Annotated in this window: 23 protein-coding genes; 6 read left to right on the forward strand and 17 right to left on the reverse strand. The window is 59.4% G+C overall.

Annotation, left to right across the window (positions count from 1 at the left end):
• Complete coding sequence (cfaB, locus tag ABOA88_RS03630) at positions 1 to 1,185, reverse strand: C17 cyclopropane fatty acid synthase CfaB (RefSeq protein ID WP_196168070.1); 1,185 nt, start codon at positions 1,183 to 1,185, stop codon at positions 1 to 3.
• A gap of 210 nt (positions 1,186 to 1,395) precedes the next feature.
• Here cfaB and lpdA point away from each other — a divergent pair, with 210 nt between their 5' ends.
• Positions 1,396 to 2,796: a dihydrolipoyl dehydrogenase gene (gene lpdA / locus ABOA88_RS03635; protein ID WP_367850570.1), complete on the forward strand. Its 1,401-nt coding sequence runs from the start codon at positions 1,396 to 1,398 to the stop codon at positions 2,794 to 2,796.
• Positions 2,797 to 2,868: 72 nt separating this feature from the next.
• On the opposite strand, the gene ABOA88_RS03640 is transcribed toward lpdA, so the two are convergent.
• From ABOA88_RS03640 to ABOA88_RS03650, 3 genes are read right to left on the reverse strand one after another with little or no spacing between them, the layout of a single operon-like run.
• Positions 2,869 to 4,143 carry an amidohydrolase family protein gene (locus ABOA88_RS03640; RefSeq protein WP_367850569.1) on the reverse strand — a complete coding sequence of 425 codons (1,275 nt, stop codon included), beginning with the start codon at positions 4,141 to 4,143 and terminating at the stop codon, positions 2,869 to 2,871.
• 15 nt (positions 4,144 to 4,158) lie between these two features.
• Positions 4,159 to 4,629: a cyanase gene (gene cynS, locus ABOA88_RS03645; protein ID WP_043210009.1), complete on the reverse strand. Its 471-nt coding sequence runs from the start codon at positions 4,627 to 4,629 to the stop codon at positions 4,159 to 4,161.
• 29 nt (positions 4,630 to 4,658) lie between these two features.
• On the reverse strand, positions 4,659 to 5,318 hold the full coding sequence (locus ABOA88_RS03650) for a carbonic anhydrase (RefSeq protein WP_367850568.1): 660 nt from the start codon (positions 5,316 to 5,318) through the stop codon (positions 4,659 to 4,661).
• Positions 5,319 to 5,429: 111 nt separating this feature from the next.
• Between ABOA88_RS03650 and cynR the strand changes: the two genes are divergently transcribed.
• The 5 genes from cynR (at position 5,430) to ABOA88_RS03675 (ending at position 9,284) form a co-directional block, all read left to right on the forward strand.
• Entirely contained in the window at positions 5,430 to 6,344 is a 915-nt protein-coding gene (cynR, locus tag ABOA88_RS03655; protein ID WP_367850567.1) for a transcriptional regulator CynR, read from the forward strand.
• Between the two features lie 226 nt (positions 6,345 to 6,570).
• Positions 6,571 to 7,458, forward strand: a complete 888-nt coding sequence (locus tag ABOA88_RS03660) for a LysR substrate-binding domain-containing protein (RefSeq protein ID WP_196168073.1) — start codon at positions 6,571 to 6,573, stop codon at positions 7,456 to 7,458.
• 104 nt (positions 7,459 to 7,562) lie between these two features.
• A complete protein-coding gene (locus ABOA88_RS03665) occupies positions 7,563 to 8,267 on the forward strand; it encodes an SDR family oxidoreductase (RefSeq protein WP_196168074.1) in 705 nt (234 codons plus the stop codon).
• Between the two features lie 53 nt (positions 8,268 to 8,320).
• Entirely contained in the window at positions 8,321 to 8,875 is a 555-nt protein-coding gene (locus ABOA88_RS03670) for a pyridoxamine 5'-phosphate oxidase family protein (protein ID WP_367850566.1), read from the forward strand.
• Between the two features lie 16 nt (positions 8,876 to 8,891).
• Positions 8,892 to 9,284: a Rid family detoxifying hydrolase gene (locus ABOA88_RS03675; protein ID WP_196168076.1), complete on the forward strand. Its 393-nt coding sequence runs from the start codon at positions 8,892 to 8,894 to the stop codon at positions 9,282 to 9,284.
• Between the two features lie 206 nt (positions 9,285 to 9,490).
• On the opposite strand, the gene glmS is transcribed toward ABOA88_RS03675, so the two are convergent.
• The 13 genes from glmS to ABOA88_RS03740 form a co-directional block, all read right to left on the reverse strand.
• Positions 9,491 to 11,326 carry a glutamine--fructose-6-phosphate transaminase (isomerizing) gene (glmS, locus tag ABOA88_RS03680; RefSeq protein ID WP_196168077.1) on the reverse strand — a complete coding sequence of 612 codons (1,836 nt, stop codon included), beginning with the start codon at positions 11,324 to 11,326 and terminating at the stop codon, positions 9,491 to 9,493.
• A 2-nt stretch (positions 11,327 to 11,328) separates the two neighbouring features.
• Entirely contained in the window at positions 11,329 to 12,105 is a 777-nt protein-coding gene (locus ABOA88_RS03685) for a DeoR/GlpR family DNA-binding transcription regulator (RefSeq protein WP_196168078.1), read from the reverse strand.
• Positions 12,106 to 12,311: 206 nt separating this feature from the next.
• Complete coding sequence (gene glmU, locus ABOA88_RS03690) at positions 12,312 to 13,679, reverse strand: bifunctional UDP-N-acetylglucosamine diphosphorylase/glucosamine-1-phosphate N-acetyltransferase GlmU (RefSeq protein WP_196168079.1); 1,368 nt, start codon at positions 13,677 to 13,679, stop codon at positions 12,312 to 12,314.
• 112 nt (positions 13,680 to 13,791) lie between these two features.
• Positions 13,792 to 14,217, reverse strand: coding sequence for a F0F1 ATP synthase subunit epsilon (locus tag ABOA88_RS03695; protein WP_043214185.1), 426 nt, complete (start codon positions 14,215 to 14,217; stop codon positions 13,792 to 13,794).
• Between the two features lie 44 nt (positions 14,218 to 14,261).
• Positions 14,262 to 15,638: a F0F1 ATP synthase subunit beta gene (atpD, locus tag ABOA88_RS03700; protein WP_023383132.1), complete on the reverse strand. Its 1,377-nt coding sequence runs from the start codon at positions 15,636 to 15,638 to the stop codon at positions 14,262 to 14,264.
• A 27-nt stretch (positions 15,639 to 15,665) separates the two neighbouring features.
• The gene (gene atpG / locus ABOA88_RS03705) at positions 15,666 to 16,526 is read right to left on the reverse strand and encodes a F0F1 ATP synthase subunit gamma (RefSeq protein ID WP_023383133.1); all 861 of its coding nucleotides are present in this window, start codon (positions 16,524 to 16,526) and stop codon (positions 15,666 to 15,668) included.
• A 48-nt stretch (positions 16,527 to 16,574) separates the two neighbouring features.
• Entirely contained in the window at positions 16,575 to 18,119 is a 1,545-nt protein-coding gene (atpA, locus tag ABOA88_RS03710; protein ID WP_043214188.1) for a F0F1 ATP synthase subunit alpha, read from the reverse strand.
• A gap of 21 nt (positions 18,120 to 18,140) precedes the next feature.
• Positions 18,141 to 18,677: a F0F1 ATP synthase subunit delta gene (locus ABOA88_RS03715; protein ID WP_043214190.1), complete on the reverse strand. Its 537-nt coding sequence runs from the start codon at positions 18,675 to 18,677 to the stop codon at positions 18,141 to 18,143.
• A gap of 12 nt (positions 18,678 to 18,689) precedes the next feature.
• A complete protein-coding gene (locus ABOA88_RS03720; protein WP_023383136.1) occupies positions 18,690 to 19,160 on the reverse strand; it encodes a F0F1 ATP synthase subunit B in 471 nt (156 codons plus the stop codon).
• A gap of 57 nt (positions 19,161 to 19,217) precedes the next feature.
• Positions 19,218 to 19,475 (reverse strand): F0F1 ATP synthase subunit C, encoded by a 258-nt coding sequence (atpE, locus tag ABOA88_RS03725; RefSeq protein ID WP_003097235.1) that lies wholly within the window; start codon positions 19,473 to 19,475, stop codon positions 19,218 to 19,220.
• 145 nt (positions 19,476 to 19,620) lie between these two features.
• Positions 19,621 to 20,490, reverse strand: a complete 870-nt coding sequence (gene atpB / locus ABOA88_RS03730; RefSeq protein WP_023383137.1) for a F0F1 ATP synthase subunit A — start codon at positions 20,488 to 20,490, stop codon at positions 19,621 to 19,623.
• A gap of 16 nt (positions 20,491 to 20,506) precedes the next feature.
• Positions 20,507 to 20,914, reverse strand: coding sequence for a F0F1 ATP synthase subunit I (locus ABOA88_RS03735; RefSeq protein WP_043214193.1), 408 nt, complete (start codon positions 20,912 to 20,914; stop codon positions 20,507 to 20,509).
• Positions 20,915 to 21,063: 149 nt separating this feature from the next.
• Positions 21,064 to 21,936 carry a ParB/RepB/Spo0J family partition protein gene (locus ABOA88_RS03740; protein ID WP_070091293.1) on the reverse strand — a complete coding sequence of 291 codons (873 nt, stop codon included), beginning with the start codon at positions 21,934 to 21,936 and terminating at the stop codon, positions 21,064 to 21,066.
• Between the last annotated feature and the right edge of the window lie 6 nt (positions 21,937 to 21,942).

Genomic DNA, 21,942 nt, shown 5'->3' on the forward strand with positions numbered 1-21,942 from the left:
TCAGCGGTAGAGGTCCTCGCGGGTCCAGGGCAGGTCATGGTGCCCATCGGCGTAGGGTTTCACCGCCAGGATCTGGTGCAGGTTGATCCACCCCTTGGAGAAGGCATAGGCGCATCCGGCCAAATACAGGCGCCAGATGCGCAGTGTCTTCTCCGGCACCAGGGTGGCGGCTTTGTGCAGTTGGTGCTCGAGGTTTTCGCTCCAGTGATTGAGCGTCTTGGCGTAGTGCAGGCGCAGGCTTTCCACGTCCACCACTTCCAGCCCGGCCTCACAGATGTTCGCCGTGATCATCGAGAGGTGCGGCAGTTCGCCGTGGGGGAAGACATAGCGGTCGATGAACTCGCCCGCGCCTCGCCCGACTGGCCGGCCATCCACGTGCTTGGCCGTGATGCCATGGTTCATCACCAGGCCGCCTTCACGCACGGCGCCGAACAGCTTCTGGCAATACAGCGCCAGGTTGGCGTGGCCGACGTGCTCGAACATGCCGACACTCACCACCTTGTCGAAGCGCCCGTCCTGAGGCAGGTCGCGATAGTCCAGGATCCGCAGCTCGACCTGATCGGTCAGCCCCTCCTCCTTGACCCGATCACGACCAAGCTTGAGCTGCTCCTTGCTCAGGGTGATGCCGAACACCTTGGCGCCATACTCACGTGCGGCGAAACGCGCCAGCCCACCCCAGCCGCAGCCCACATCCAGTAAATAGTCCCCAGCCTGCAGGCGCAACTTGCGGCACAGGTGATCGAACTTGTTCTGCTGGGCTTCGTCGAGGGTGTTGTCCGGTTCGCGGAAGTAGGCGCAGGAGTAAGCCATGTCCTGGTCGAGCCACAGCTGGTAGAACTCATTGGACAGGTCATAGTGGTAGGAAATGGCTTCGGCGTCCGTGGCTTTGTCATGCGCGATACGCTCTGGCGATCCTTCATCCTCGTCTTGGAGCAGGGCTTCGCTGAGCTCGTCGCAGACGCGGATGACTTCCCCGATATCGCCTTCCAGATCCAGCTTACCTTCGACGAAGGCGACACCCAGTTCGTCCAGGCTCGGGTGGGTCAGCTGACTGATCAGCTGAGGCTCCTTGACCAGGATGGTGACCTGCGGGCTGGGCCCTAGATCGAACTGGTTGCCATCCCACAGCTTCAGACGCAAAGGCAAGTGCAGGCTCTGCAACGCAGGTGGAAGTTGCGCAAGCATGAATGTCCCTCCCTTCATGTGTTCCGGACGCCCCATCTGATATTTGGGACGTCACCGGGGCAAGGGTAGTTCATTCACCGGAAGTTTCCGTTTATCAAGACCATGGTCTAGAGCTATTCAGTACGAATTGCGCGCAAGATTGTATACAACCTTGATTTCGCAGACTAATCTTGTGGCCCTCTGCGCTTCTTCACTCCTGGAGTAAAACCCATGAAATCCTATGATGTGGTGATCATCGGCGGTGGCCCCGGCGGCTACAACGCAGCGATCCGCGCCGGCCAGCTGGGCATGAGCGTCGCCTGCGTCGAGGGCCGCTCGACCCTCGGTGGTACCTGCCTTAACGTTGGCTGCATGCCATCGAAAGCCTTGCTTCACGCCTCGGAGCTCTACGAGGCCGCCAGCGGCGAGGAATTCGCCCATCTGGGTATCGAGGTCAAGCCAACGCTGAACCTGGCCCAGATGATGAAGCAGAAGGACGAAAGCGTGACCGGCCTGACCAAGGGCATCGAGTACCTGTTCCGCAAGAACAAGGTCGACTGGGTTAAAGGCTGGGGCCGTCTCGACGGCGTGGGCAAGGTGATCGTCAAAGCCGAGGACGGCAGCGAGACCACCCTGCAAGCCAAGGACATCGTCATCGCCACGGGCTCCGAGCCGACTCCGCTGCCAGGCGTGACCATCGACAACAAGCGCATCATCGACTCCACCGGCGCCCTGTCCTTGCCCCAGGTACCCAAGCACCTGGTGGTGATCGGCGCAGGCGTGATCGGCCTGGAACTGGGCTCGGTCTGGCGTCGACTGGGCGCCGAGGTCACGGTCATCGAGTACCTCGACCGCATCTGCCCTGGCACCGACGAAGAGACCGCCAAGACCCTGCAGAAGGCCCTGGCCAAACAAGGCATGACCTTCAAGCTCGGCAGCAAGGTGACCCAGGCCACGCCATCCGCCGACAGCGTCAGCCTGACCCTCGAACCCGCCGCCGGCGGCGCAGCCGAAACCCTGCAAGCCGACTACGTGCTGGTGGCCATCGGCCGTCGCCCATACACCCAGGGCCTGAACCTGGAAAGCGCAGGCCTTGTGACCGACAAGCGCGGCATGCTGGCCAACGATCACCATCGCTCCTCGGTACCCGGCATCTGGGTGATCGGCGATGTCACCTCCGGGCCGATGCTCGCGCACAAGGCCGAAGACGAAGCGGTGTCGTGCATCGAGCGCATCGCTGGCAAGGCCCATGAGGTCAACTACAACCTGATCCCAGGCGTCATCTACACCCGTCCGGAACTGGCCAGCGTCGGCAAGACCGAAGAACAGCTCAAGGCCGAAGGCCGCGCCTACAAGGTGGGCAAGTTCCCCTTCACCGCCAACAGCCGCGCCAAGATCAACCACGAGACCGAAGGCTTCGCCAAGGTCATCGCCGACACCAATACCGATGAAGTGCTCGGCGTGCACCTGGTCGGTCCAAGCGTGAGCGAAATGATCGGCGAGTTCTGCGTGGCCATGGAGTTCTCGGCTTCGGCCGAAGACATCGCCCTCACCTGCCACCCGCACCCGACCCGCTCCGAAGCCTTGCGCCAGGCAGCGATGAATGTCGATGGCATGGCGATGCAGATCTGACGACACTCAGATCGCATCGAAAAAAACCGAGCAAGGGGCGAACATCACGGTTCGCCCCTTCTTTTGGGATGCTCAAAAAGCGACAGAACGGCGGTATTCGGAGGTCGCGACGACCTGGCCGCGCTTGAGCACCATCAGGCGCGCCGGCAGGTCGAGAATCACATCACGGACCGACTGCGTGTCGACCAGCACCAGGTCGGCATCATTCCCCACCGCCAGGCCGTGTTTTTTCAATCCCAACGCTTTGGCTGGGCTTGTCGTGAGCATCGCAAGAACGGTCGCCTGATCATCCGCGCCCCCCAGATGGCAAGCCGAAAGGGCAAGCTGTGCGATGTTCAACAAATCCCCCGTGCCATAAGGCGTGAATGCGTTGCGGATGTTGTTGGTCGCCAGGCAGACATTCACGCCTGCGTCGCGCAATGCCCGTACCGGCGTCAGTGCCCGACGCACATTATGGCTGTCACCGCGGGCGCCCAGGTGCAGGTCGGTCGCTGGCAGGCACATGACACTGATACCCGCCTCTCGCAGCAGATCGATAATGGCAGCCTGTCTATCCGGGGGAACCGCTCCCAGACTGGTCAAGTGGCCTACGCAGACACGACCCTGATACCCCTGCTCGATGGTTTTTCGCGCAAGGTACTCGATGGTCATGTTCTCGGCGTCATCGGCGAAGTCCTGATGCAAGTCGATATCTTTGTCGTACTGCTTGGCCAGCTCGAACACGAAGTCGATGTGCTCCAGCGGCGAAACATCGTTATACGGAATGCCGCCGACGACATCGGCCCCCTTCTCCATCGCCTGGACCATCATTTCCTTCATCCCAGGCAGCTTCAAGATCCCTTCCTGGGGGAAGGCGACCACCTGGATATCAATGACGTCACGGAATCGCTCGCGCAGTTCCAGCACCACATCCAACCCCGTGAAACCTTGTGATGGGTCGAATTCGGCATGCGCACGCACATGGGTGCTGCCCGCCTGCACCAATGCACGCAGTACCTGGGTCGAACGCTCCAGAATATCTTCACGGGTCAGGGTAGGCTTGAGCTCGGCGGTGACAGCGATCGCTTCCTGCAAGGTGCCAGAGCGATTGGCTTTGCGATGCATCACGTTGGCTTTTTCAAGGTGCAGGTGCCCTTCGACGAACCCAGGAATCAGCACATTGCCGTTGCCCTGCACTTCCTGCTTCGCCTGGACGGCAATGGTCGGAGCAATCTGGGCGATCTTGCCGTCAAGCACCGCCACATCCGTCAGAGGCCGGCTGTCGTCGATACGTACATTTCGAAAGATCAAATCCATGCGTGTCATTCCTCGTTCAAAGGCCCGGCCGCCTTGCGGCAGCCGGGTCATTGACCTGTGACCGAATCAGAAAGGCTTGGTCGGCAGGTACTTGCCGTCCAGGGTGATCACCGCGCGGGAGCCACCTTCTGGATCGTCGACCTTCTTCACGTCCAGCTTGAAGTTGATGGCGCTGATGATGCCGTCGCCGAACTTCTCATGGACCAGTGCCTTCAGGGTGGTGCCGTACACCTGCAGCATCTCGTAGAAGCGATAGATGGTCGGGTCGGTGGGGACACGGTTTTCGATGCTGCCACGCAGCGGGATGGTCTGCAGCAGCGCCACTGCGTCCGCGTCGAGGCCCAGCTTGTCACCTACAACCTGTGCAGCTTCCGCGGGCAGTGGGTGCTGACCCAGCAGCGCGGCGGTAACGAACGCTTCGGACAGGCCGGTACCGTCGGTGATCTGAGCGAAGGACAGATCCTTGCGAGCCTTGGACAGAAGGATGACTTCGGTCAGGGCAACGCGGGCATTCTGGCTGACTTGGGACTGGATCATGGTGATATCTCCGTGGGGATGAAAGGGGTTCACACAACGCGCTGCAGCTGATGAGCGACAGCGCGGACATTGGGGTTGCTGGCGAGGGACACGAACTGGCCGGTACGGCCATCGAAGGCGTCGATGCAGCCGCTCTCGATGTCGTAGATCCAGCCATGCAGCGCGACACGGCCCTCTTCCAGGGCCAGACGTACGGATGGGTGCGTCTGGATGTTGGCCAACTGGGCAATCACGTTCTCGCGCACCATGGCCTCGACCTTCGCCTGCGGGTCCTTGTGGTTACGCGCCTCGTTCACCACCCGGGCGGAGTCGGCATAGCGCAGCCAACCGGCCACGGCAGGCATGTGGTCCAGGCATTTGCAGGTAGCGATGGCCGTCATGGCGCCACAATCGGAGTGGCCGCAGATCACGATGTCCGATACCTGCAGCGCGACGACGGCATATTCCACCGAAGCCGACACGCCACCCGGCTCGGGGCCGTAGGACGGCACGATGTTGCCGGCGTTGCGGATGACGAACAGATCACCCGGCTCACGCTGGGTCACCAGCTCTGGTACCAGGCGGCTGTCCGAGCAAGAGATGAATAACGCCCGCGGGCTTTGCTGGGTCGCCAGGTTCTTGAACAGGCCCACGCGCTCGGGGAAGGCGTCTCGCTGGAATTTCAGGAAACCGTCGATGATGTCTTTCATGGCTGACTCCTCAGGTCGCGATGCGATGAGGCAAAGGTTACGCAGCCCATTTCATAAGGTAAAAGTCTAATTTATGATGCACTGCATCAGATAATCTTATGAGAAAGACCCATGCTGGCACGGCATATCCAGTACTTCCTGGCCGTCGCGCAACACCAGAGCTTCACGCGGGCCGCGACGGCCCTGCACGTCTCGCAGCCGGCCCTGTCCCAGCAGGTCCGGCAACTGGAGGAAAGCCTCGGTGCGCAGTTGTTCGATCGCTCAGGCCGCACGACGCGGCTGACCGATGCCGGGGAGGTCTATCTACGTTATGCACAACGGGCGTCTCAGGAATTGCAGGAGGGCAAGCGCGCCATTCATGACGTGGGCGACTTGAGCCGAGGCTCGCTTCGGGTGGCCGTCACCCCGACTTTTACCACCTACCTGGTGGGCCCGCTCGTCGAGGCATTCCACGGCCACTATCCGAACATCACCTTGAACGTGCGTGAAATCGCCCAGGAGCGCATGGAAGAACTGCTGCTATCCGATGAGCTGGACGTCGGAATCGCGTTCGAAGAAGTGCATGCCCAAGACATCGAGGCCTACCCGCTGCTGGTCGAAACCCTCGCCCTGGTGGTCGGCGCAAAGCATCCGCTGGCCGGGCAACGCGTCATTGGGCCAGAAGCCTTGAACGCCGAATCGCTGATCCTGCTCAGCAGTGAGTTCGCCACCCGCGAGCAGATCGACCGATACTGCCGCCAGCACGACATCCGCCCACGTGTGCAAATGGAGGCCAATGCCATCAACGCGGTCATTGAAGTGGTCCGCCGAACCACACTGTCCACCCTGCTGCCCACCACCATCGCCCTCGCCCACGACGAGCTGGTCGCCATCGAGCTGGACCCGCTGCGACTCCAGCGCACCGCCGTGCTCATGCAGCGCAAGGGCGCCTATCAGAGCGCGGCGGCACGTGCGTTCATTGAATTGGCCACGGAGGTCGTTGGACGCTTGGAGAAGCGCCCGGGCCAGGGAGGCGACCGCTCGTGAGCTGGCTACTCGGAACATCGTTTGCCCCACACAGGCGGGAGCACGATTCAGTCGCCAATGGGTCGGTAGCATCGGCCCATGGGCGTGAAGGCGGCTGATTCATCAAGTCCCTGCTGGTTCTACTGACACAGGTTCCTTTCCGTGCTGCTTCGACGTAGCCTCTGAAACTGTATTACTCGTTCCCCGCGAGACAGGAGATCATTCGAGTGTCAGTAGAAAAATTATCATGACCAGACATTCCTCCTTGCCGCCTCTTAACGCGCTAAGGGTCTTTGAGGTGGTTACCCGCCATTTGAATTTCCGGCTGGCCGCCGAGGAACTGGGAGTGACGCAGGCTGCTGTGGCGCAGCAAATTCGAGGGCTTGAGGCAATTCTTGAGTTGAAGCTGTTCGAGCGACTGCCCCGGGGGTTGCGCATGACGGATCCGGGGAGGACCTACAGCCTTGCCATTCGTGAGGCCTTCGCCTTGATCAGCACGGCCACTGAGGCCCTCAAACCCGATGATCTGGATCTGACGGTCAGTGTCACGCCTACGTTTGCGGCGAAGTGGCTGATACCTAGACTGCCTTCGTTCTCAGCAGAGCATCCTCAGATCAATCTGCAGGTACTCGCCACTGATCGAATTTCTCAATTCCGACCTGACGGAGCGGATATCGCTGTCCGCTACGGGCGAGCGCCTTTCGAGAACATGCTCAATGCCAAGCTCCTTTTGCCTGAACGTATCGTTGCGGTCGGTAGTCCGGCCCTGATCGAGAAACTCGGTAGGCCAGAGAGCATAGAGAAGCTCCAGGAATACACACTGCTGCATGACGCACACAACTTTTGGCCGCAGTTCATTGAACAAGCCTTCCAGAGTACCGTGCGCCTACCCTTCAGAAATATACGGTTCAATCAGACGGTGTTAGCTATCGAGGCAGCTGCAGCCGGGCAAGGGCTGGCCTTGGCTAGCTACTACTTCGTTAAAGCAGATATAGAAGCGGGCAGATTAGCGCTGGCGATGACTCACCAGATGAGTTTGGAGAAAGCCTACTACCTGGTCTGGCCGCGAAACGCCCATCAGCCGGCGGCCCTTGAAACGGTGCGTGAATGGCTGATGGCGCAAGCTAGCCAATAAAAAATCTACTGACTTGAAGAAGCGTTGATGTCTCTCTGGTGAGCGCTGGGCAGTGCTAGTCTCAATTCACCAACAACCCATCCACGCCTCATTCAGGAGGATGTATGTCAGTAGAAAAAGTAGCAATCGTCACTGCCGGTGGTAGCGGCATGGGAGCAGCAGCAGCACGTCGACTGGCTGCTGATGGCTTCAAGGTCGGTATCCTGTCGTCCTCGGGCAAAGGGGAAGCGCTGGCACAAGAACTGGGTGGTATTGGGGTCACCGGTAGTAACCAGTCAAATGAAGATCTGCAACGCTTGGTCGACGCAGTCATCCAGAAATGGGGTCGTATTGACGTACTGGTAAACAGCGCCGGGCACGGCCCCCGTGCGCCGATCCTCGAGATCAGCGACGAGGACTGGCATAAGGGTATGGAAACATACCTGCTCAATGTCATCCGTCCTACGCGCCTGGTAACACCGTACATGCAGCGTCAGAACGGCGGTGCGATCATCAATATTTCTACTGCCTGGGCGTTCGAACCAAGCGAACTCTTCCCTACTTCGGCGGTATTCCGTGCCGGCCTGGCGTCGTTTAGCAAAATCTTTGCTGACAAGTATGCTGCCGACAACATTCGCATCAACAACGTGCTGCCTGGTTGGATCGACAGCCTCCCTGCAACGGAAGAGCGCCGTGAAGGTGTGCCGCTCAAGCGCTATGGCACCAGCGAGGAAATCGCCGCCACTATCGCCTTCCTTGCAAGCGAAGGGGCCGCCTACATTACCGGCCAGAACATCAAGGTCGACGGCGGGGTTACCCGCAGCGTCTGATGGCCTCAGGGTCGTGTGCATTACTCGACCCTTTTTCATGCATTGGGATCGTCATGTTAGATCTGATTCTGGCCAAGGTATGGTCGGATTTATCTATCCCTGTAGGTGATGGTCCGAATCCATTTCGCTTGATGCAACTGGCTACCGTGAATGCTGAAGGGCAACCCAAGGTAAGCACCGTGGTTCTGCGTTATACAGATGAGTTCACCAGGTCGATCATTTTCTATGTGGACAAACGGTCGGCCAAATACGCAGAGATGCTTGCTGAACCTCGAGTCGGCATCGCGTCCATTGACCCCACAGGCAAGCTCCAGATTCGGTGTGAGGGCCTAGCCGAACCTTTAATGGATACCTCGTTGCTTGCCCAGCACTGGGTGCACGCGCGTGACAGGACTCAAGCACTCTTTCGTCATGGGAACATACCAGGCGAGGCGATCCCTTTACCGTCAACTGCCTATGAAACGCACAGAGACGGCTTTGAAAATTTTGCTGTAGTGGCTGTCCACCTGAACAAAGTCGAGTGGCTCGACCTTACCCAGGATATCCACCAGCGGGCCCGCTTCATTTTGCAGGACGAGCGTTGGCAGGCAGGTTGGATCGCCCCCTAAGACAGGATCAATTTTGATGAGCAGAGTCGCTATCCACAGTGATCAGGCGCCGAAAGCTATCGGCCCGTATTCGCAAGCAGTCCACATGGGTGATTTGGTTTTCCTGACAGGGCAAATCGCGCTTCATCCTGAAAAGATGGAGTTGGCTCAGGGTATTGAAGCCCAAACCATTCAGGTGCTCGAGAACCTCAAGGCCGTAGCACAAGCCGCAGGCGGTAGTTTCTCGAACGTTGGAAAACTCACTATTTATCTCACGGACCTCTCGCACTTCGGTGCCGTGAACGAAATCATGAGCCGTTATTTCGAGGCGCCTTTCCCCGCACGCGCTACCGTGGGTGTTTCAGCGCTCGCGTTGAATGCATTGGTTGCAATGGATGCCATTCTGGTACTTCCTCAAAAAACTGGGTAATCCTCCAGCGCTCCTCCGAACAACGACCGCATCTTGAACGTGGATCTTCGCGAGCACAGCGCGGCTGTGTAACGGCTGCTCGTTTATCTTGAGATCCGAACCAACGATTTGGCCCAGAAATGAAAAGCCCCCGTAGATACGGGGGCTTATGCATTGTGTAGAACTTTATTCCATGCAGTCATGCGCTGAGAAACACATGGAAAGTCTTACTCCACCGTCACTGACTTGGCGAGGTTACGCGGCTGGTCGACGTCAGTGCCCTTGAGCACGGCCACGTAGTACGACAGCAACTGCAGCGGGATGGTGTAGACGATCGGCGCCAGCGCATCGATGACGTGCGGCACTTTGATCACGTGGGTGCCTTCGCCGTTGCTCATGCCGGCATTCTCGTCGGCGAACACGACCAACTGACCGCCGCGGGCGCGGACTTCCTGCAGGTTGGACTTGAGCTTTTCCAGCAGCTCGTTGTTCGGTGCGACGGTCACCACCGGCATGTCGTTGTCTACCAAAGCCAAGGGGCCGTGCTTGAGCTCACCGGCTGGGTAGGACTCGGCGTGGATGTAGGAGATCTCCTTGAGCTTGAGCGCTCCTTCCATGGCCACGGGGTACTGGGCGCCACGGCCCAGGAACAGGGTGTGGTGCTTGTCGGCGAACAGCTCGGCGGTCTTCTCGACGATGCTGTCCATCGCCAGGGCTTCACCCAGGCGGGTCGGCAGGCGGCGCAGCTCTTCCACCAGCTCGGCCTCGACGCCTGCCGGCAGGGTGCCGCGCACCTGGCCCAGGGCCAGGGTCAGCAGCATCAACGACACCAGCTGGGTAGTGAAGGCCTTGGTGGAGGCCACGCCGATTTCCGGGCCGGCCAGGGTCAGCAGGGTCAGGTCCGACTCGCGCACCAGCGAGCTGATGCCCACGTTGCAGATTGCCAGGCTGCCAAGGAAGCCCAGCTCCTTGGCGTTACGCAGGGCGGCCAGGGTGTCGGCGGTTTCGCCGGACTGGGAGATGGAGACGAACAAGGTGTCCGGCTGCACCACCACCTTGCGGTAGCGGAACTCGCTGGCCACTTCGACCTGACACGGAATGCCAGCCAGCTCTTCGAGCCAGTAACGGGCGACCATGCCGGCGTGGTAGCTGGTACCACAGGCGACGATCTGGACATTGCGCACCTTGGCGAACAGCTCGGCGGCTTGCGGGCCGAAGGCCTGGACCAAGACGTGATCCTTGCCCAGACGACCTTCCAGCGTGCGTTGAACGACGCTCGGCTGCTCGTGGATCTCCTTGAGCATGAAGTGGCGATAGGCGCCTTTGTCAGCGGCCTCCGCCCCTTCGTGGTACTGCACGGTCTCCCGCTGGACCTTGTGGCCAGCCTGGTCCCAGATGCTCACCTGGTCGCGGCGGATCTCGGCGATGTCGCCTTCTTCCAGGTACATGAAGCGGTCGGTGACCTGGCGCAGTGCCAGTTGGTCGGAGGCTAGGAAGTTTTCCCCTAGGCCCAGGCCGATCACCAGTGGGCTACCGCTGCGGGCGGCGACCAGGCGGTCTGGCTGGTGCTTGCTGATCAGTGCCAGGCCGTAGGCACCGTGCAGGCGCTGGACGGCAGCCTTGAGGGCATCGGTCAGGTCGGGAACGGTTTTCAGGATGTGGTGGATCAGGTGCACGATGACTTCAGTATCGGTTTGCGATGCGAAGACATAGCCCAGGCCTTTGAGCTCTTCACGCAGGGCTTCGTGGTTCTCGATGATGCCGTTGTGAACAACCGCCACGTCGTCGCCGGAGAAGTGCGGGTGGGCGTTGTGTTCGGTCGGCGCACCGTGTGTAGCCCAACGGGTGTGGGCGATGCCCAGCTGGCCTGCCAAGGGGTCGGCGGCAACAGCGGCTTCCAGCTCACTGACCTTGCCGATGCGACGGCGGCGCTCGAGAACGCCTTGGGCAGTCAGAACCGCCAGGCCGGCGCTGTCGTACCCGCGGTACTCCAGGCGCTTGAGGCCTTCGATGAGGATGGCAGTAATATTACGCTCGGCTACGGCACCGACGATTCCACACATGGTTATTGCTCCTGGCTGATCGCGGCGCAGATCAGATTGATGCCGCGGGCTTGAATCTGTTCGCGTGCCTCCAGCGGCAGGCGATCATCTGTAATAAGGGTGTTGACGCTGCCCCAGGGCAGCTCAAGGTTGGGGATCTTGCGCCCGACCTTGTCCGACTCGACCATCACGATCACTTCTCGGGCGACTTCCGCCATGACCCGGCTCAGGCCCAGCAGTTCATTGAAGGTCGTCGTGCCACGGGCGAGGTCGATGCCATCGGCACCGATGAACAGCTGGTCAAAATCGTAGGAACGCAGGACCTGCTCGGCGACTTGACCTTGGAAGGATTCGGAATGGGGATCCCAGGTACCGCCGGTCATCAGCAGCACCGGTTCATGCTCCAGTTCGCTGATGGCGCGGGCCACGTTCAGGGAGTTGGTCATCACCACCAGACCGGGCTGGCGCCCCAACTGCGGGATCATGGCGGCGGTCGTGCTGCCGCTGTCGATGATGATGCGCGCGTGTTCGCGAATCCGTCCGACGGCTGCCTTGGCAATCGCCTGCTTGTAGCTCGACACAGGCTGCACGGTCTCGACGAGCATTTCCTGTGGCACAGGGATGGCGCCGCCATAGCGACGCAGCAGAAGACCATTGGATTCGAGCGCCGCCAAGTCCTTGCGAATGGTCACTTCAGAGGTTTCGAAACGCTTGGCCAACGCGTCCACACTTACTTCGCCCTGCTCGGTGAGCAAAGCCAGAATGTTGTGGCGACGCTGAGGAGTGTTTCGTTTCGACATTGGCGGATTAAGTTTCGATTCGAAAGATAATGGTTGCAATCAAAACCTAAGGACGATGATTCGTCAAGCACTGCCTACCGCATTTTGTCGGCCAATTGCGCTGTTCAAGTAAGAGCGGCTTGCTGTGTTCCCGTTGGTTTTCCACAGATAGAAAAAAGCCGGCTTATTCACATAAGCCGGCCTGTGTATAACTGACTGTGGATAATTCAGCTCTTCTTGATTTTCTCAGGACGCTTCCAGCCATCGATGTTGCGCTGGCGGGCACGGGCCACGGCCAACTGCTTGGCTTCGACCGTCTGGGTGATGGTCGAACCGGCTGCGGTGGTTGCGCCGGACTGGATTTCCACAGGGGCGACCAGGGAGTTGTTGGAACCGATGAACACATCCTCGCCCATTACCGTCTTGAACTTGTTGGCGCCATCGTAGTTGCACGTGATGGTGCCCGCGCCGATATTGGTACGCGCCCCGATCTGCGCATCGCCCAAATAAGTCAGGTGACCGGCCTTGGCGCCTTCACCCAGGTGGGCGTTCTTGAGTTCGACAAAGTTACCCACATGGGCCTTGGCGTCCAGCACACTGCCCGGACGCAGGCGAGCGAAGGGGCCGGCATCGCTGCCCTCGCCCATCACGGCACCCTCGATATGGCTGTTGGCCTTGATGATCGCGCCCTTGCGCAGGGTGCTGTCCTTGATCACGCAGTTGGGGCCGATCTGCACGTCGTCTTCGATGACCACCTTGCCTTCGAGGATCACGTTGATGTCGATCAGCACATCGCGACCGACGGTCACCTCGCCTCGCACATCGAAGCGCGACGGGTCACGCAGTGTCACGCCCTGGGCCATCAGACGACGACCTTCGCGCAACTGATAATGACGCTCGAGCTCCGACAGCTGACGCCGATCATTGGCGCCCTGCACTTCCATCGGGTCATGAGGCTGCTCGGTGGCCACCACCAAGCCATCGGCCACCGCCATGGCGATCACGTCAGTGAGGTAGTACTCGCCTTGAGCGTTGTTGTTGGACAAACGGCTCATCCAGTCGGCCAGGCGGGCCGCCGGCATGGCCAGAATACCGGTGTTGCCTTCCTTGATCGTTTTCTGCGCATCGCTGGCATCCTTGTGCTCCACGATGGCTATCACCTGGCCCTGGGCATCACGAACGATGCGGCCATAACCAGTCGGGTCCTCCAGATCGACGGTCAGCAGGCCCAGCTGGTTGGCGCTGACCTTGGCCAACAGGCGCTGCAAGGTTTCGACCTCGATCAACGGCACATCGCCATAGAGCACCAGTACGGTATCGGCGGTGATCGCTGGCAGGGCCTGAGCAACAGCGTGGCCGGTCCCCAACTGTTTGTCCTGCATCACGAAGTTCAGGTCGTCGGCGGCCAGACGCTCACGCACCAACTCCGCGCCATGGCCGATGACCACATGAATGCCCGTGGGCTTGAGCTGTCGGGCGCTGTGGATAACATGGCCCAGCATGGAGTTGCCAGCAACCGGATGCAGTACCTTGGGCAGCGCCGAACGCATGCGAGTGCCTTGGCCTGCGGCGAGAATAACGATATCGAGAGACATTGACTGGCTACCAATCCTGGGCGGTCAGTGACATGACCGGTATATGAAGAACAAAAAGAAAAAGGGTAGCCGATGGCTACCCTTTTTCTCAATCTGCATGAAGCCTGCGGTTTCAGCCGCCGAACTTCTTGCGGATCTGCTGGACGGTACGCAGCTGAGCTGCGGCCTCGGCCAGACGTGCGGATGCGGCACTGTAGTCGAAATCCGCGCCTTTCTCATGCAGGGCCTTCTCAGCAGCCTTGACGGCATCCTGAGCGGAGGCTTCGTCCAGGTCGGCGGCACGTTGCACGGTATCGGCGAGTACCTTGACCATGTTCGGCTGCACTTCCAGGAAACCACCGGAGATGTAGAACACCTCGCGATCGCCACCCTGCTTGGTCAGCGTGATCGGACCTGGTTTCAGATTGGTGATCAGCGGCGCGTGGCCTGGAGCGATACCCAGATCGCCCAGGTTGCCGTGCGCAACCACCATCTCGACCAGACCGGAGAAGATTTCTCCTTCCGCGCTGACGATATCGCAATGGACTGTCATAGCCATCTGCTTGCCTCAACCTGATTAGCGCCCCTTTCGGGGCGCCGGGATTACAGTTTCTTGGCTTTCTCGATCGCTTCGTCGATGCTGCCGACCATGTAGAACGCTTGTTCTGGCAGGTGGTCGTAGTCACCTTTGAGGATACCGCTGAAGCCAGCGATGGTGTCTTTCAGGGAAACGTACTTGCCTGGCGAACCGGTGAAGACTTCGGCCACGAAGAACGGCTGCGACAGGAAGCGCTGGATCTTACGAGCGCGGGCAACCAGTTGCTTGTCGGCTTCGGACAGTTCGTCCATACCCAGGATCGCGATGATGTCCTTCAGCTCTTTGTAGCGCTGCAGAACATACTGAACCTGACGGGCAGTTTCGTAGTGCTCGTTGCCGATCACGTTCGGGTCCAGCTGGCGCGAAGTCGAGTCCAGTGGGTCGACCGCTGGGTAGATACCCAGGGAGGCGATGTCACGGGACAGAACGACGGTGGCGTCCAAGTGGGCGAAGGTGGTGGCTGGCGACGGGTCGGTCAGGTCGTCCGCAGGTACGTATACGGCCTGGATCGAGGTGATCGAACCTTCTTTGGTCGAAGTGATACGCTCTTGCAGAACGCCCATCTCTTCGGCCAGGGTCGGCTGGTAACCTACTGCAGAAGGCATACGGCCCAGCAGTGCGGATACTTCGGTACCGGCCAGGGTGTAACGATAGATGTTGTCGACGAACAGCAGAACGTCGTTACCTTCGTCACGGAACTTCTCAGCCATGGTCAGGCCGGTCAGCGCTACGCGCAGACGGTTTCCTGGTGGCTCGTTCATCTGACCGTAGACCAGCGCTACTTTGTCGAGAACGTTGGAGTCCTTCATCTCGTGGTAGAAGTCGTTACCCTCACGAGTACGCTCACCCACACCGGCGAACACGGAATAACCGCTGTGCTCGATGGCGATGTTACGGATCAGTTCCATCATGTTAACGGTCTTGCCGACACCGGCACCACCGAACAGACCAACCTTACCACCCTTGGCGAACGGGCAGACCAGGTCGATTACCTTGATGCCGGTTTCCAGCAGGTCGTTGCCGCCTGCCTGGTCAGCGAACGAAGGCGCCTTCTGGTGGATACCGCGACGCTCTTCCTCGCCGATCGGGCCAGCTTCGTCGATCGGGTTGCCCAGAACGTCCATGATACGGCCCAGGGTGGCCTTACCGACTGGAACGGAGATGGCAGCACCGGTGTCGACGACATCCAGACCGCGCTTCAGGCCTTCGGTCGAGCCCATCGCAATGGTACGAACCACGCCGTCGCCCAGCTGCTGCTGAACTTCGAGGGTGGTTTCCGCGCCTTGTACTTTCAGCGCGTTGTAAACACTCGGCACGACGTCACGTGGGAATTCCACGTCGATGACGGCGCCGATGATTTGAACGATACGTCCGCTACTCATAGCTGGATCCTCTGAATATTTGAACCGTTAAACCGCGGCAGCGCCGCCGACGATTTCCGAGATCTCCTGGGTGATCGCAGCCTGACGCGCCTTGTTGTAGATCAGCTGGAGTTCGCTGATCAAATCACCGGCGTTGTCTGTGGCGTTCTTCATGGCGATCATCCGGGCTGCTTGTTCAGCAGCGTTGTTCTCGACCACCGCCTGGTACACCTGCGACTCCACGTAACGCACCATCAAGCCGTCCAGCAGCTCTTTTGCGTCGGGTTCGTACAGGTAGTCCCAGTGATGCTTGAGATCCTGATCCGGGGTTGCCACCAACGGTACCAATTGCTCGACCGTCGGTTTTTGGGTCATGGTGTTGATGAACTTGTTCGAAACCACCGAAAGGCGATCGATACGGCCGTCCAGGTAGGCGTCCAGCATCACTTTGACGGAGCCGATCAGATCGTTGATCGATGGCTCTTCGCCCAGGTGGCTGATCGCGGCTACGACGTTGCCGCCAAAGATGCGGAAGAAAGTCGCACCCTTGCTGCCGATCACGCACAGGTCGATTTCAACGCCCTGTTCGCGGTTCTCGTTCATGTCCTTGACCAGGGCCTTGAACAGGTTGGTGTTCAAGCCACCGCACAGACCACGGTCACTGCTCACCACGATATAACCGGCGCGCTTTACAGGGCGCTCGATCATGAACGGGTGGCGGTATTCCGGGTTGGCGTTGGCCAGATGACCGATCACCTGGCGGATACGCTCCGCGTAAGGACGGCTAGCAGCCATGCGCAGTTGTGCCTTGCGCATCTTGCTGACCGCCACTTTCTCCATGGCGCTGGTAATTTTTTGCGTGCTTTTGATGCTCGCAATCTTACTGCGAATCTCTTTTGCGCCTGCCATGTATCACCTATCAGGTTAGCAAGCGGGGGCCGTAGCCCCCGCTGCGGCTTACCAGGTCTGGGTGGCCTTGAACTTCTCGATACCAGCTTTGATGCCAGCGTCGATTTCGTCGTTGAAGTCACCCTTCACGTTGATCTTGGCCATCAGTTCGGCGTGATCACGGTTGAAGTAGGCGATCAGTGCTTGCTCGAAGCTACCGACCTTGGAGACTTCTACGTCGGTCAGGAAGCCACGCTCAGCGGCGTACAGCGACAGCGCCATGTCCGCGATGGACATCGGAGCGTACTGCTTCTGCTTCATCAGCTCGGTAACGCGCTGACCATGCTCCAGCTGCTTGCGGGTAGCCTCGTCCAGGTCAGAAGCGAACTGGGCGAATGCAGCCAGTTCACGGTACTGAGCCAGAGCGGTACGGATACCACCGGACAGCTTCTTGATGATCTTGGTCTGGGCGGCACCACCTACACGGGATACCGAAACACCGGCGTTAACTGCAGGACGGATGCCCGAGTTGAACATGGCCGATTCCAGGAAGATCTGACCGTCGGTGATCGAGATCACGTTGGTCGGAACGAACGCGGAAACGTCGCCAGCCTGGGTTTCGATGATCGGCAGAGCGGTCAGGGAACCGGTCTTGCCAGTCACGGCACCGTTGGTGAACTTCTCGACGTACTCTTCGGAAACGCGCGAAGCACGCTCCAGCAGACGGGAGTGGAGATAGAACACGTCGCCTGGGTACGCTTCACGTCCTGGCGGACGGCGCAGCAGCAGGGAGATCTGACGGTAGGCAACGGCCTGCTTGGACAGGTCATCGTAAACGATCAGTGCGTCTTCACCGCGGTCACGGAAGTATTCGCCCATGGTGCAGCCGGCGTACGGGGCCAGGAACTGCAGTGCGGCGGATTCCGAGGCGCTGGCGGCAACAACGATGGTGTTGGCCAGGGCGCCGGCTTCTTCCAGCTTGCGAACGACGTTGGCGATGGTCGACTGCTTCTGGCCGACGGCCACGTAGACGCAGAAGATACCGCTGTTTTTCTGGTTGATGATCGCGTCGACCGCCATGGCGGTTTTACCGATCTGACGGTCACCAATGATCAGCTCGCGCTGGCCACGGCCAACCGGGATCATGGCGTCGACCGATTTGTAGCCAGTCTGTACAGGCTGGTCTACCGATTTACGCCAGATAACGCCCGGAGCGACCTTCTCGACCGCGTCGGTTTCGGTGGTGGTCAGAGGACCTTTACCATCGATAGGGTTGCCCAGCGCGTCAACGACGCGACCCAGCAGGCCCTTGCCGACCGGCACTTCAAGGATGCGACCGGTGCACTTGGCGCTCATGCCCTCGGCGAGGGAGGTGTACGCACCCAGTACCACCGCACCTACGGAGTCTTGCTCCAGGTTCAGTGCCATACCGTATACGCCGCCCGGGAACTCGATCATTTCGCCGTACATAACGTCGGCCAGACCGTGGATCCGCACGATACCGTCGGAAACGCTTACGACGGTACCTTCGTTACGGGCTTGGGAGCCGACATCGAGCTTCTCGATGCGACCCTTGATGATTTCACTAATTTCGGAAGGATTGAGTTGCTGCATTGCTCTGCTGCCCCTTCAAACTCAAGATTTCAATGCTTCGGCCAGTTTCGCGATCTTGCCGCGAACCGAGCCATCGATTACCAGGTCGCCGGCGCGGATGACGACGCCGCCGATCAGGCTGGCATCCTCCGACGCGTGCAGGCGCACTTCCCGGCTGAGCCGTGCACTGAGAACCTTGGCGAGTTTGTCTTGCTGTTCTTGGTTCAACGCAAAAGCACTGGTGACTTCCACGTCCACGGATTTCTCTTGCTCGGCCTTGTACAGGTCGAACAGAGCGGCAATCTCCGGCAGGAGCAGGAGACGATCGTTTTCCGCGGCAACATGAATGAAATTCTGTGCCTGTGCATCGAACTTGTCACCGCACACTTCAATGAATGCGGCGGCCTTTTCTGCGCTTGTCAGTCGCGGGGCCTTGAGCAGGCGCTGCATGGTGTCGTCTTCCGACACCGCAGCAGCCAGGCCGAGCATGGCTGACCAATTGGCCAGTTGCTGATGGGCCTGGGCGTGCTCAAAGGCAGCCTTAGCGTAAGGTCGGGCCAACGTGGTCAGTTCTGCCATGATCGCCCTCGCTTAAATTTCAGCGGCCAGTTTGTTAACCAGCTCCGCATGCGCGTTTTGATCGATTGTGGCGCCAAGGATCTTTTCAGCACCGCCAACGGCCAGGGCACCCACTTGGGCACGCAGGGCGTCTTTGACGCTGTTGAGTTCCTGTTCGATCTCGGCTTGAGCCTGAGCCTTCACACGGTCAGCTTCGACGCGAGCCTGTTCACGGGCTTCCTCGACAAGCTGAGCAGCGCGTTTCTTGCTTTGCTCAATGATTTCGGCTGCCTGTGCCTTTGCTTCACGCAGTTGCTGACCCGCTTTCTCTTGGGCCAGCTCCAGGTCGCGAGCTGCGCGGTTGGCAGCGTCCAAGCCGTCGGCAATCTTCTTCTGGCGCTCTTGCAGAGCAGTGATGACCGGAGGCCATACGTACTTCATGCAGAAGAGCACAAAAATCAGGAAAGCAACGGATTGGCCAATCAGGGTTGCATTAATGTTCACGCCAACACCTCGCTCGGTCTTTGTCCATCACACCAATCAACTCGTAGAAACGAGTGATTAGCCGGCGATCTGACCAACGAAGGGGTTCGCGAAGGTGAAGAACAGAGCGATACCAACACCGATCATGGTTACGGCGTCGAGCAGACCGGCAACGATGAACATTTTGACCTGCAGCATCGGAACCATCTCAGGCTGACGAGCAGCACCTTCCAGGAACTTGCCGCCCAGCAGGCCGAAACCAATGGCGGTACCCAGAGCACCCAGGCCGATCAGCAGAGCAACAGCGATAGCGGTCAGACCAACTACAGTTTCCATCTTTCCTCCCGACTTTTACGTCGTATTGGTTAGGTTTTTAGTTTGAAGCGGTAAAACAAATCGTTTGGTACAGCGGTGCCCTTGCGGACGTTTTCAGCCTTCCCCCCAAACAGGCAGGGAAGGCTATCAGACACGCCAGGCGGTCTTAATGGTTATCTTCGTGCGCCATCGACAGGTAGACGATGGTGAGCATCATGAAGATGAAGGCTTGCAGGGTGATGATCAGGATGTGGAACACAGCCCACGCCCACTGCAGCACCACACCCAGGCCGCTGAGCCAGAGGATGCCGGCGCCGAACATCACGGCGATCAGGATGAACACCAGCTCGCCGGCGTACATGTTGCCGAACAGACGCAGTGCCAGCGAGATCGGTTTGGCGATCAGGGTGACGAATTCCAGCAGGAAGTTCACAGGGATCAGCAGGATCTGAACGAAGATGTTCTTGCTGCCGAACGGGTGCAGGGTCAGCTCACCAATGAAGCCGCCCAGGCCCTTGACCTTGATGCTGTAGAAAATGATGAGGGCGAACACGCAGAAGGCCATGGCCAGGGTCGCGTTCGGGTCGGTGGTCGACACGGCACGGAACGGAATGTGCGGGTCGCCGGAGATCAGGATGGCCAGTTGCGGGATCCAGTCGACCGGTACCAGGTCGATGGCGTTCATCAGGAACACCCAGACGAAGATGGTCAGCGCCAGCGGGGCGATCACCGGGCTACGGCCATGGAAGGAGTCCTTCACGCTGCCATTGACGAAGTCCACCAGTACTTCGACGAAGTTCTGCAGACCGCCAGGCTGGCCGGAAGTCGCCTTCTTGGCTGCCATGCGGAAAATGAACAGGAAGATCAGACCCAGCGCGACGGACCAACCCAGGGTGTCCAGGTGGAACGCCCAGAAGCCCATTGCCTTGGCTTCTGCAGCCGAATGGGCGAAGCCCCAGCTGCCGTCTGGTAGTTGACCGTAGGTCAGGTTCTGCAAGTGGTGCTGGATATAGCCCGAAGCGGTTTCTGCTGCCATGGTTGCCTCAAACGCCCTAAGGTCTCGAAAGTCTTTTATTCATCAGCAGGGGCGCGAACCAGCTGACCAGTAGGGTCAGCAGGAAGACGCCGAATACTGCTAACGGCGCCAATGGCTTCACTCCTGCGAAGGTCAGTGCAAAAAGCACTGCCGTCAAAATCAATTTGCCTGCCTCGCCTGCGTAAAACGACTTGACGATGGCCTGCGCTGCCCTGGCCCCGCTATAGCGAAAAGCCTTCCAGGCGAAATACACATTGGGCAGCCAGCCAATCAGCCCTCCGCAGAGACCTGAATAACCGCTGACCGCTCCTTGCCACTGCCACAACACCAGAGTTGCCAGCAGAAACACGATACATTGAGCCAGCAGTACCGGAAAAACCGCCCAGCGATGGAAAGGCAAGCGGTTTGGCGTGCGGATTTCCATCACAACTGCTCCTCGAAAGTCGACCGTCAAGTCAGCAATGACTTGGCATAATTTGTGCCGACAAAATGCGCGCAGAGTATAGGGGTGGTTTAACCCCTATTCAACTCTTCGGTAGTGATTTCCGACTGCGCGCTACAACAGGAAGTGTTTCAGCGAATGTGAGCCAGTACGCCTTGCAACTCATCAAGAGAGTTGTAACGAATTACAAGTTGGCCTTTGCCCTTGTTGCCATGGCGTATCTGAACCGCCGAGCCCAGGCGCTCTGCCAGACGCTGTTCAAGCCGCGCGATATCCGGATCAGGTTTGCTCGGCTCGACCGGATCAGATTTGCCATTGAGCCATTGACGCACCAACGCCTCGGTCTGGCGCACGGTAAGGCCACGTGCGACAACATGCCGCGCCCCCTCCTCCTGGCGATCTTCTTCCAGCCCAAGCAATGCACGGGCATGGCCCATCTCCAGGTCGCCATGGGCCAGCATGGTCTTGATCGCTTCAGGCAGTGAGATCAGGCGCAGCAGGTTCGCCACGGTGACCCGCGACTTGCCCACGGCATCGGCGACCTGTTGCTGGGTCAGCTCGAATTCCTGCTGCAGACGCTGCAGCGCCAGGGCTTCTTCCAGCGGGTTGAGGTCCTCACGCTGAATGTTCTCGATCAGGGCCATCGCGATGGCGGCTTCATCCGGCACTTCGCGGACCATAGCCGGAATAGTGTCCAGGCCAGCCTGCTGGGTGGCGCGCCAGCGGCGCTCACCAGCGATGATTTCGTAGCGGTTCTCGCCGATCGGGCGGACCACGATCGGTTGCATCACGCCCTGGTTGCGAATCGAGTGCGCCAGTTCTTCGAGCGCTTCGGGGTCCATGTCGCGGCGTGGCTGATACTTGCCACGCTGGATCAGTTCGACCGGCAGGTGTTGCAGTTCTTTCTGGTCCACCTTCACAGCCTGCTCTTCGAGCGCGCCGACGGAAGGACCACTGAGCAGTGCATCCAACCCACGTCCGAGACCCCGTTTCTTAACGGCCATGCGGAT

This window comes from Pseudomonas sp. PKS (assembly GCF_051913525.1).
GTDB classification, from domain to species: Bacteria; Pseudomonadota; Gammaproteobacteria; order Pseudomonadales; family Pseudomonadaceae; genus Aquipseudomonas; species Aquipseudomonas guariconensis_D.

Coding starts and splice junctions, on each gene's coding strand:
- ABOA88_RS03660 (WP_196168073.1), top strand. CDS start 6,571: ATGACCAGACATTCCTCCTTGCCGCCTCTTAACGCGCTAAGGGTCTTT.
- atpG (WP_023383133.1), bottom strand. CDS start 16,526: ATGGCAGGCGCAAAAGAGATTCGCAGTAAGATTGCGAGCATCAAAAGC.
- atpA (WP_043214188.1), bottom strand. CDS start 18,119: ATGCAGCAACTCAATCCTTCCGAAATTAGTGAAATCATCAAGGGTCGC.
- lpdA (WP_367850570.1), top strand. CDS start 1,396: ATGAAATCCTATGATGTGGTGATCATCGGCGGTGGCCCCGGCGGCTAC.
- cynR (WP_367850567.1), top strand. CDS start 5,430: ATGCTGGCACGGCATATCCAGTACTTCCTGGCCGTCGCGCAACACCAG.
- cynS (WP_043210009.1), bottom strand. CDS start 4,629: ATGATCCAGTCCCAAGTCAGCCAGAATGCCCGCGTTGCCCTGACCGAA.
- ABOA88_RS03715 (WP_043214190.1), bottom strand. CDS start 18,677: ATGGCAGAACTGACCACGTTGGCCCGACCTTACGCTAAGGCTGCCTTT.
- ABOA88_RS03640 (WP_367850569.1), bottom strand. CDS start 4,143: ATGACCCGGCTGCCGCAAGGCGGCCGGGCCTTTGAACGAGGAATGACA.
- ABOA88_RS03740 (WP_070091293.1), bottom strand. CDS start 21,936: ATGGCCGTTAAGAAACGGGGTCTCGGACGTGGGTTGGATGCACTGCTC.
- ABOA88_RS03675 (WP_196168076.1), top strand. CDS start 8,892: ATGAGCAGAGTCGCTATCCACAGTGATCAGGCGCCGAAAGCTATCGGC.
- cfaB (WP_196168070.1), bottom strand. CDS start 1,185: ATGCTTGCGCAACTTCCACCTGCGTTGCAGAGCCTGCACTTGCCTTTG.
- ABOA88_RS03650 (WP_367850568.1), bottom strand. CDS start 5,318: ATGAAAGACATCATCGACGGTTTCCTGAAATTCCAGCGAGACGCCTTC.
- ABOA88_RS03735 (WP_043214193.1), bottom strand. CDS start 20,914: ATGGAAATCCGCACGCCAAACCGCTTGCCTTTCCATCGCTGGGCGGTT.
- glmS (WP_196168077.1), bottom strand. CDS start 11,326: ATGTGTGGAATCGTCGGTGCCGTAGCCGAGCGTAATATTACTGCCATC.
- glmU (WP_196168079.1), bottom strand. CDS start 13,679: ATGTCTCTCGATATCGTTATTCTCGCCGCAGGCCAAGGCACTCGCATG.
- ABOA88_RS03685 (WP_196168078.1), bottom strand. CDS start 12,105: ATGTCGAAACGAAACACTCCTCAGCGTCGCCACAACATTCTGGCTTTG.
- atpB (WP_023383137.1), bottom strand. CDS start 20,490: ATGGCAGCAGAAACCGCTTCGGGCTATATCCAGCACCACTTGCAGAAC.
- ABOA88_RS03695 (WP_043214185.1), bottom strand. CDS start 14,217: ATGGCTATGACAGTCCATTGCGATATCGTCAGCGCGGAAGGAGAAATC.
- ABOA88_RS03670 (WP_367850566.1), top strand. CDS start 8,321: ATGTTAGATCTGATTCTGGCCAAGGTATGGTCGGATTTATCTATCCCT.
- ABOA88_RS03665 (WP_196168074.1), top strand. CDS start 7,563: ATGTCAGTAGAAAAAGTAGCAATCGTCACTGCCGGTGGTAGCGGCATG.
- atpD (WP_023383132.1), bottom strand. CDS start 15,638: ATGAGTAGCGGACGTATCGTTCAAATCATCGGCGCCGTCATCGACGTG.
- atpE (WP_003097235.1), bottom strand. CDS start 19,475: ATGGAAACTGTAGTTGGTCTGACCGCTATCGCTGTTGCTCTGCTGATC.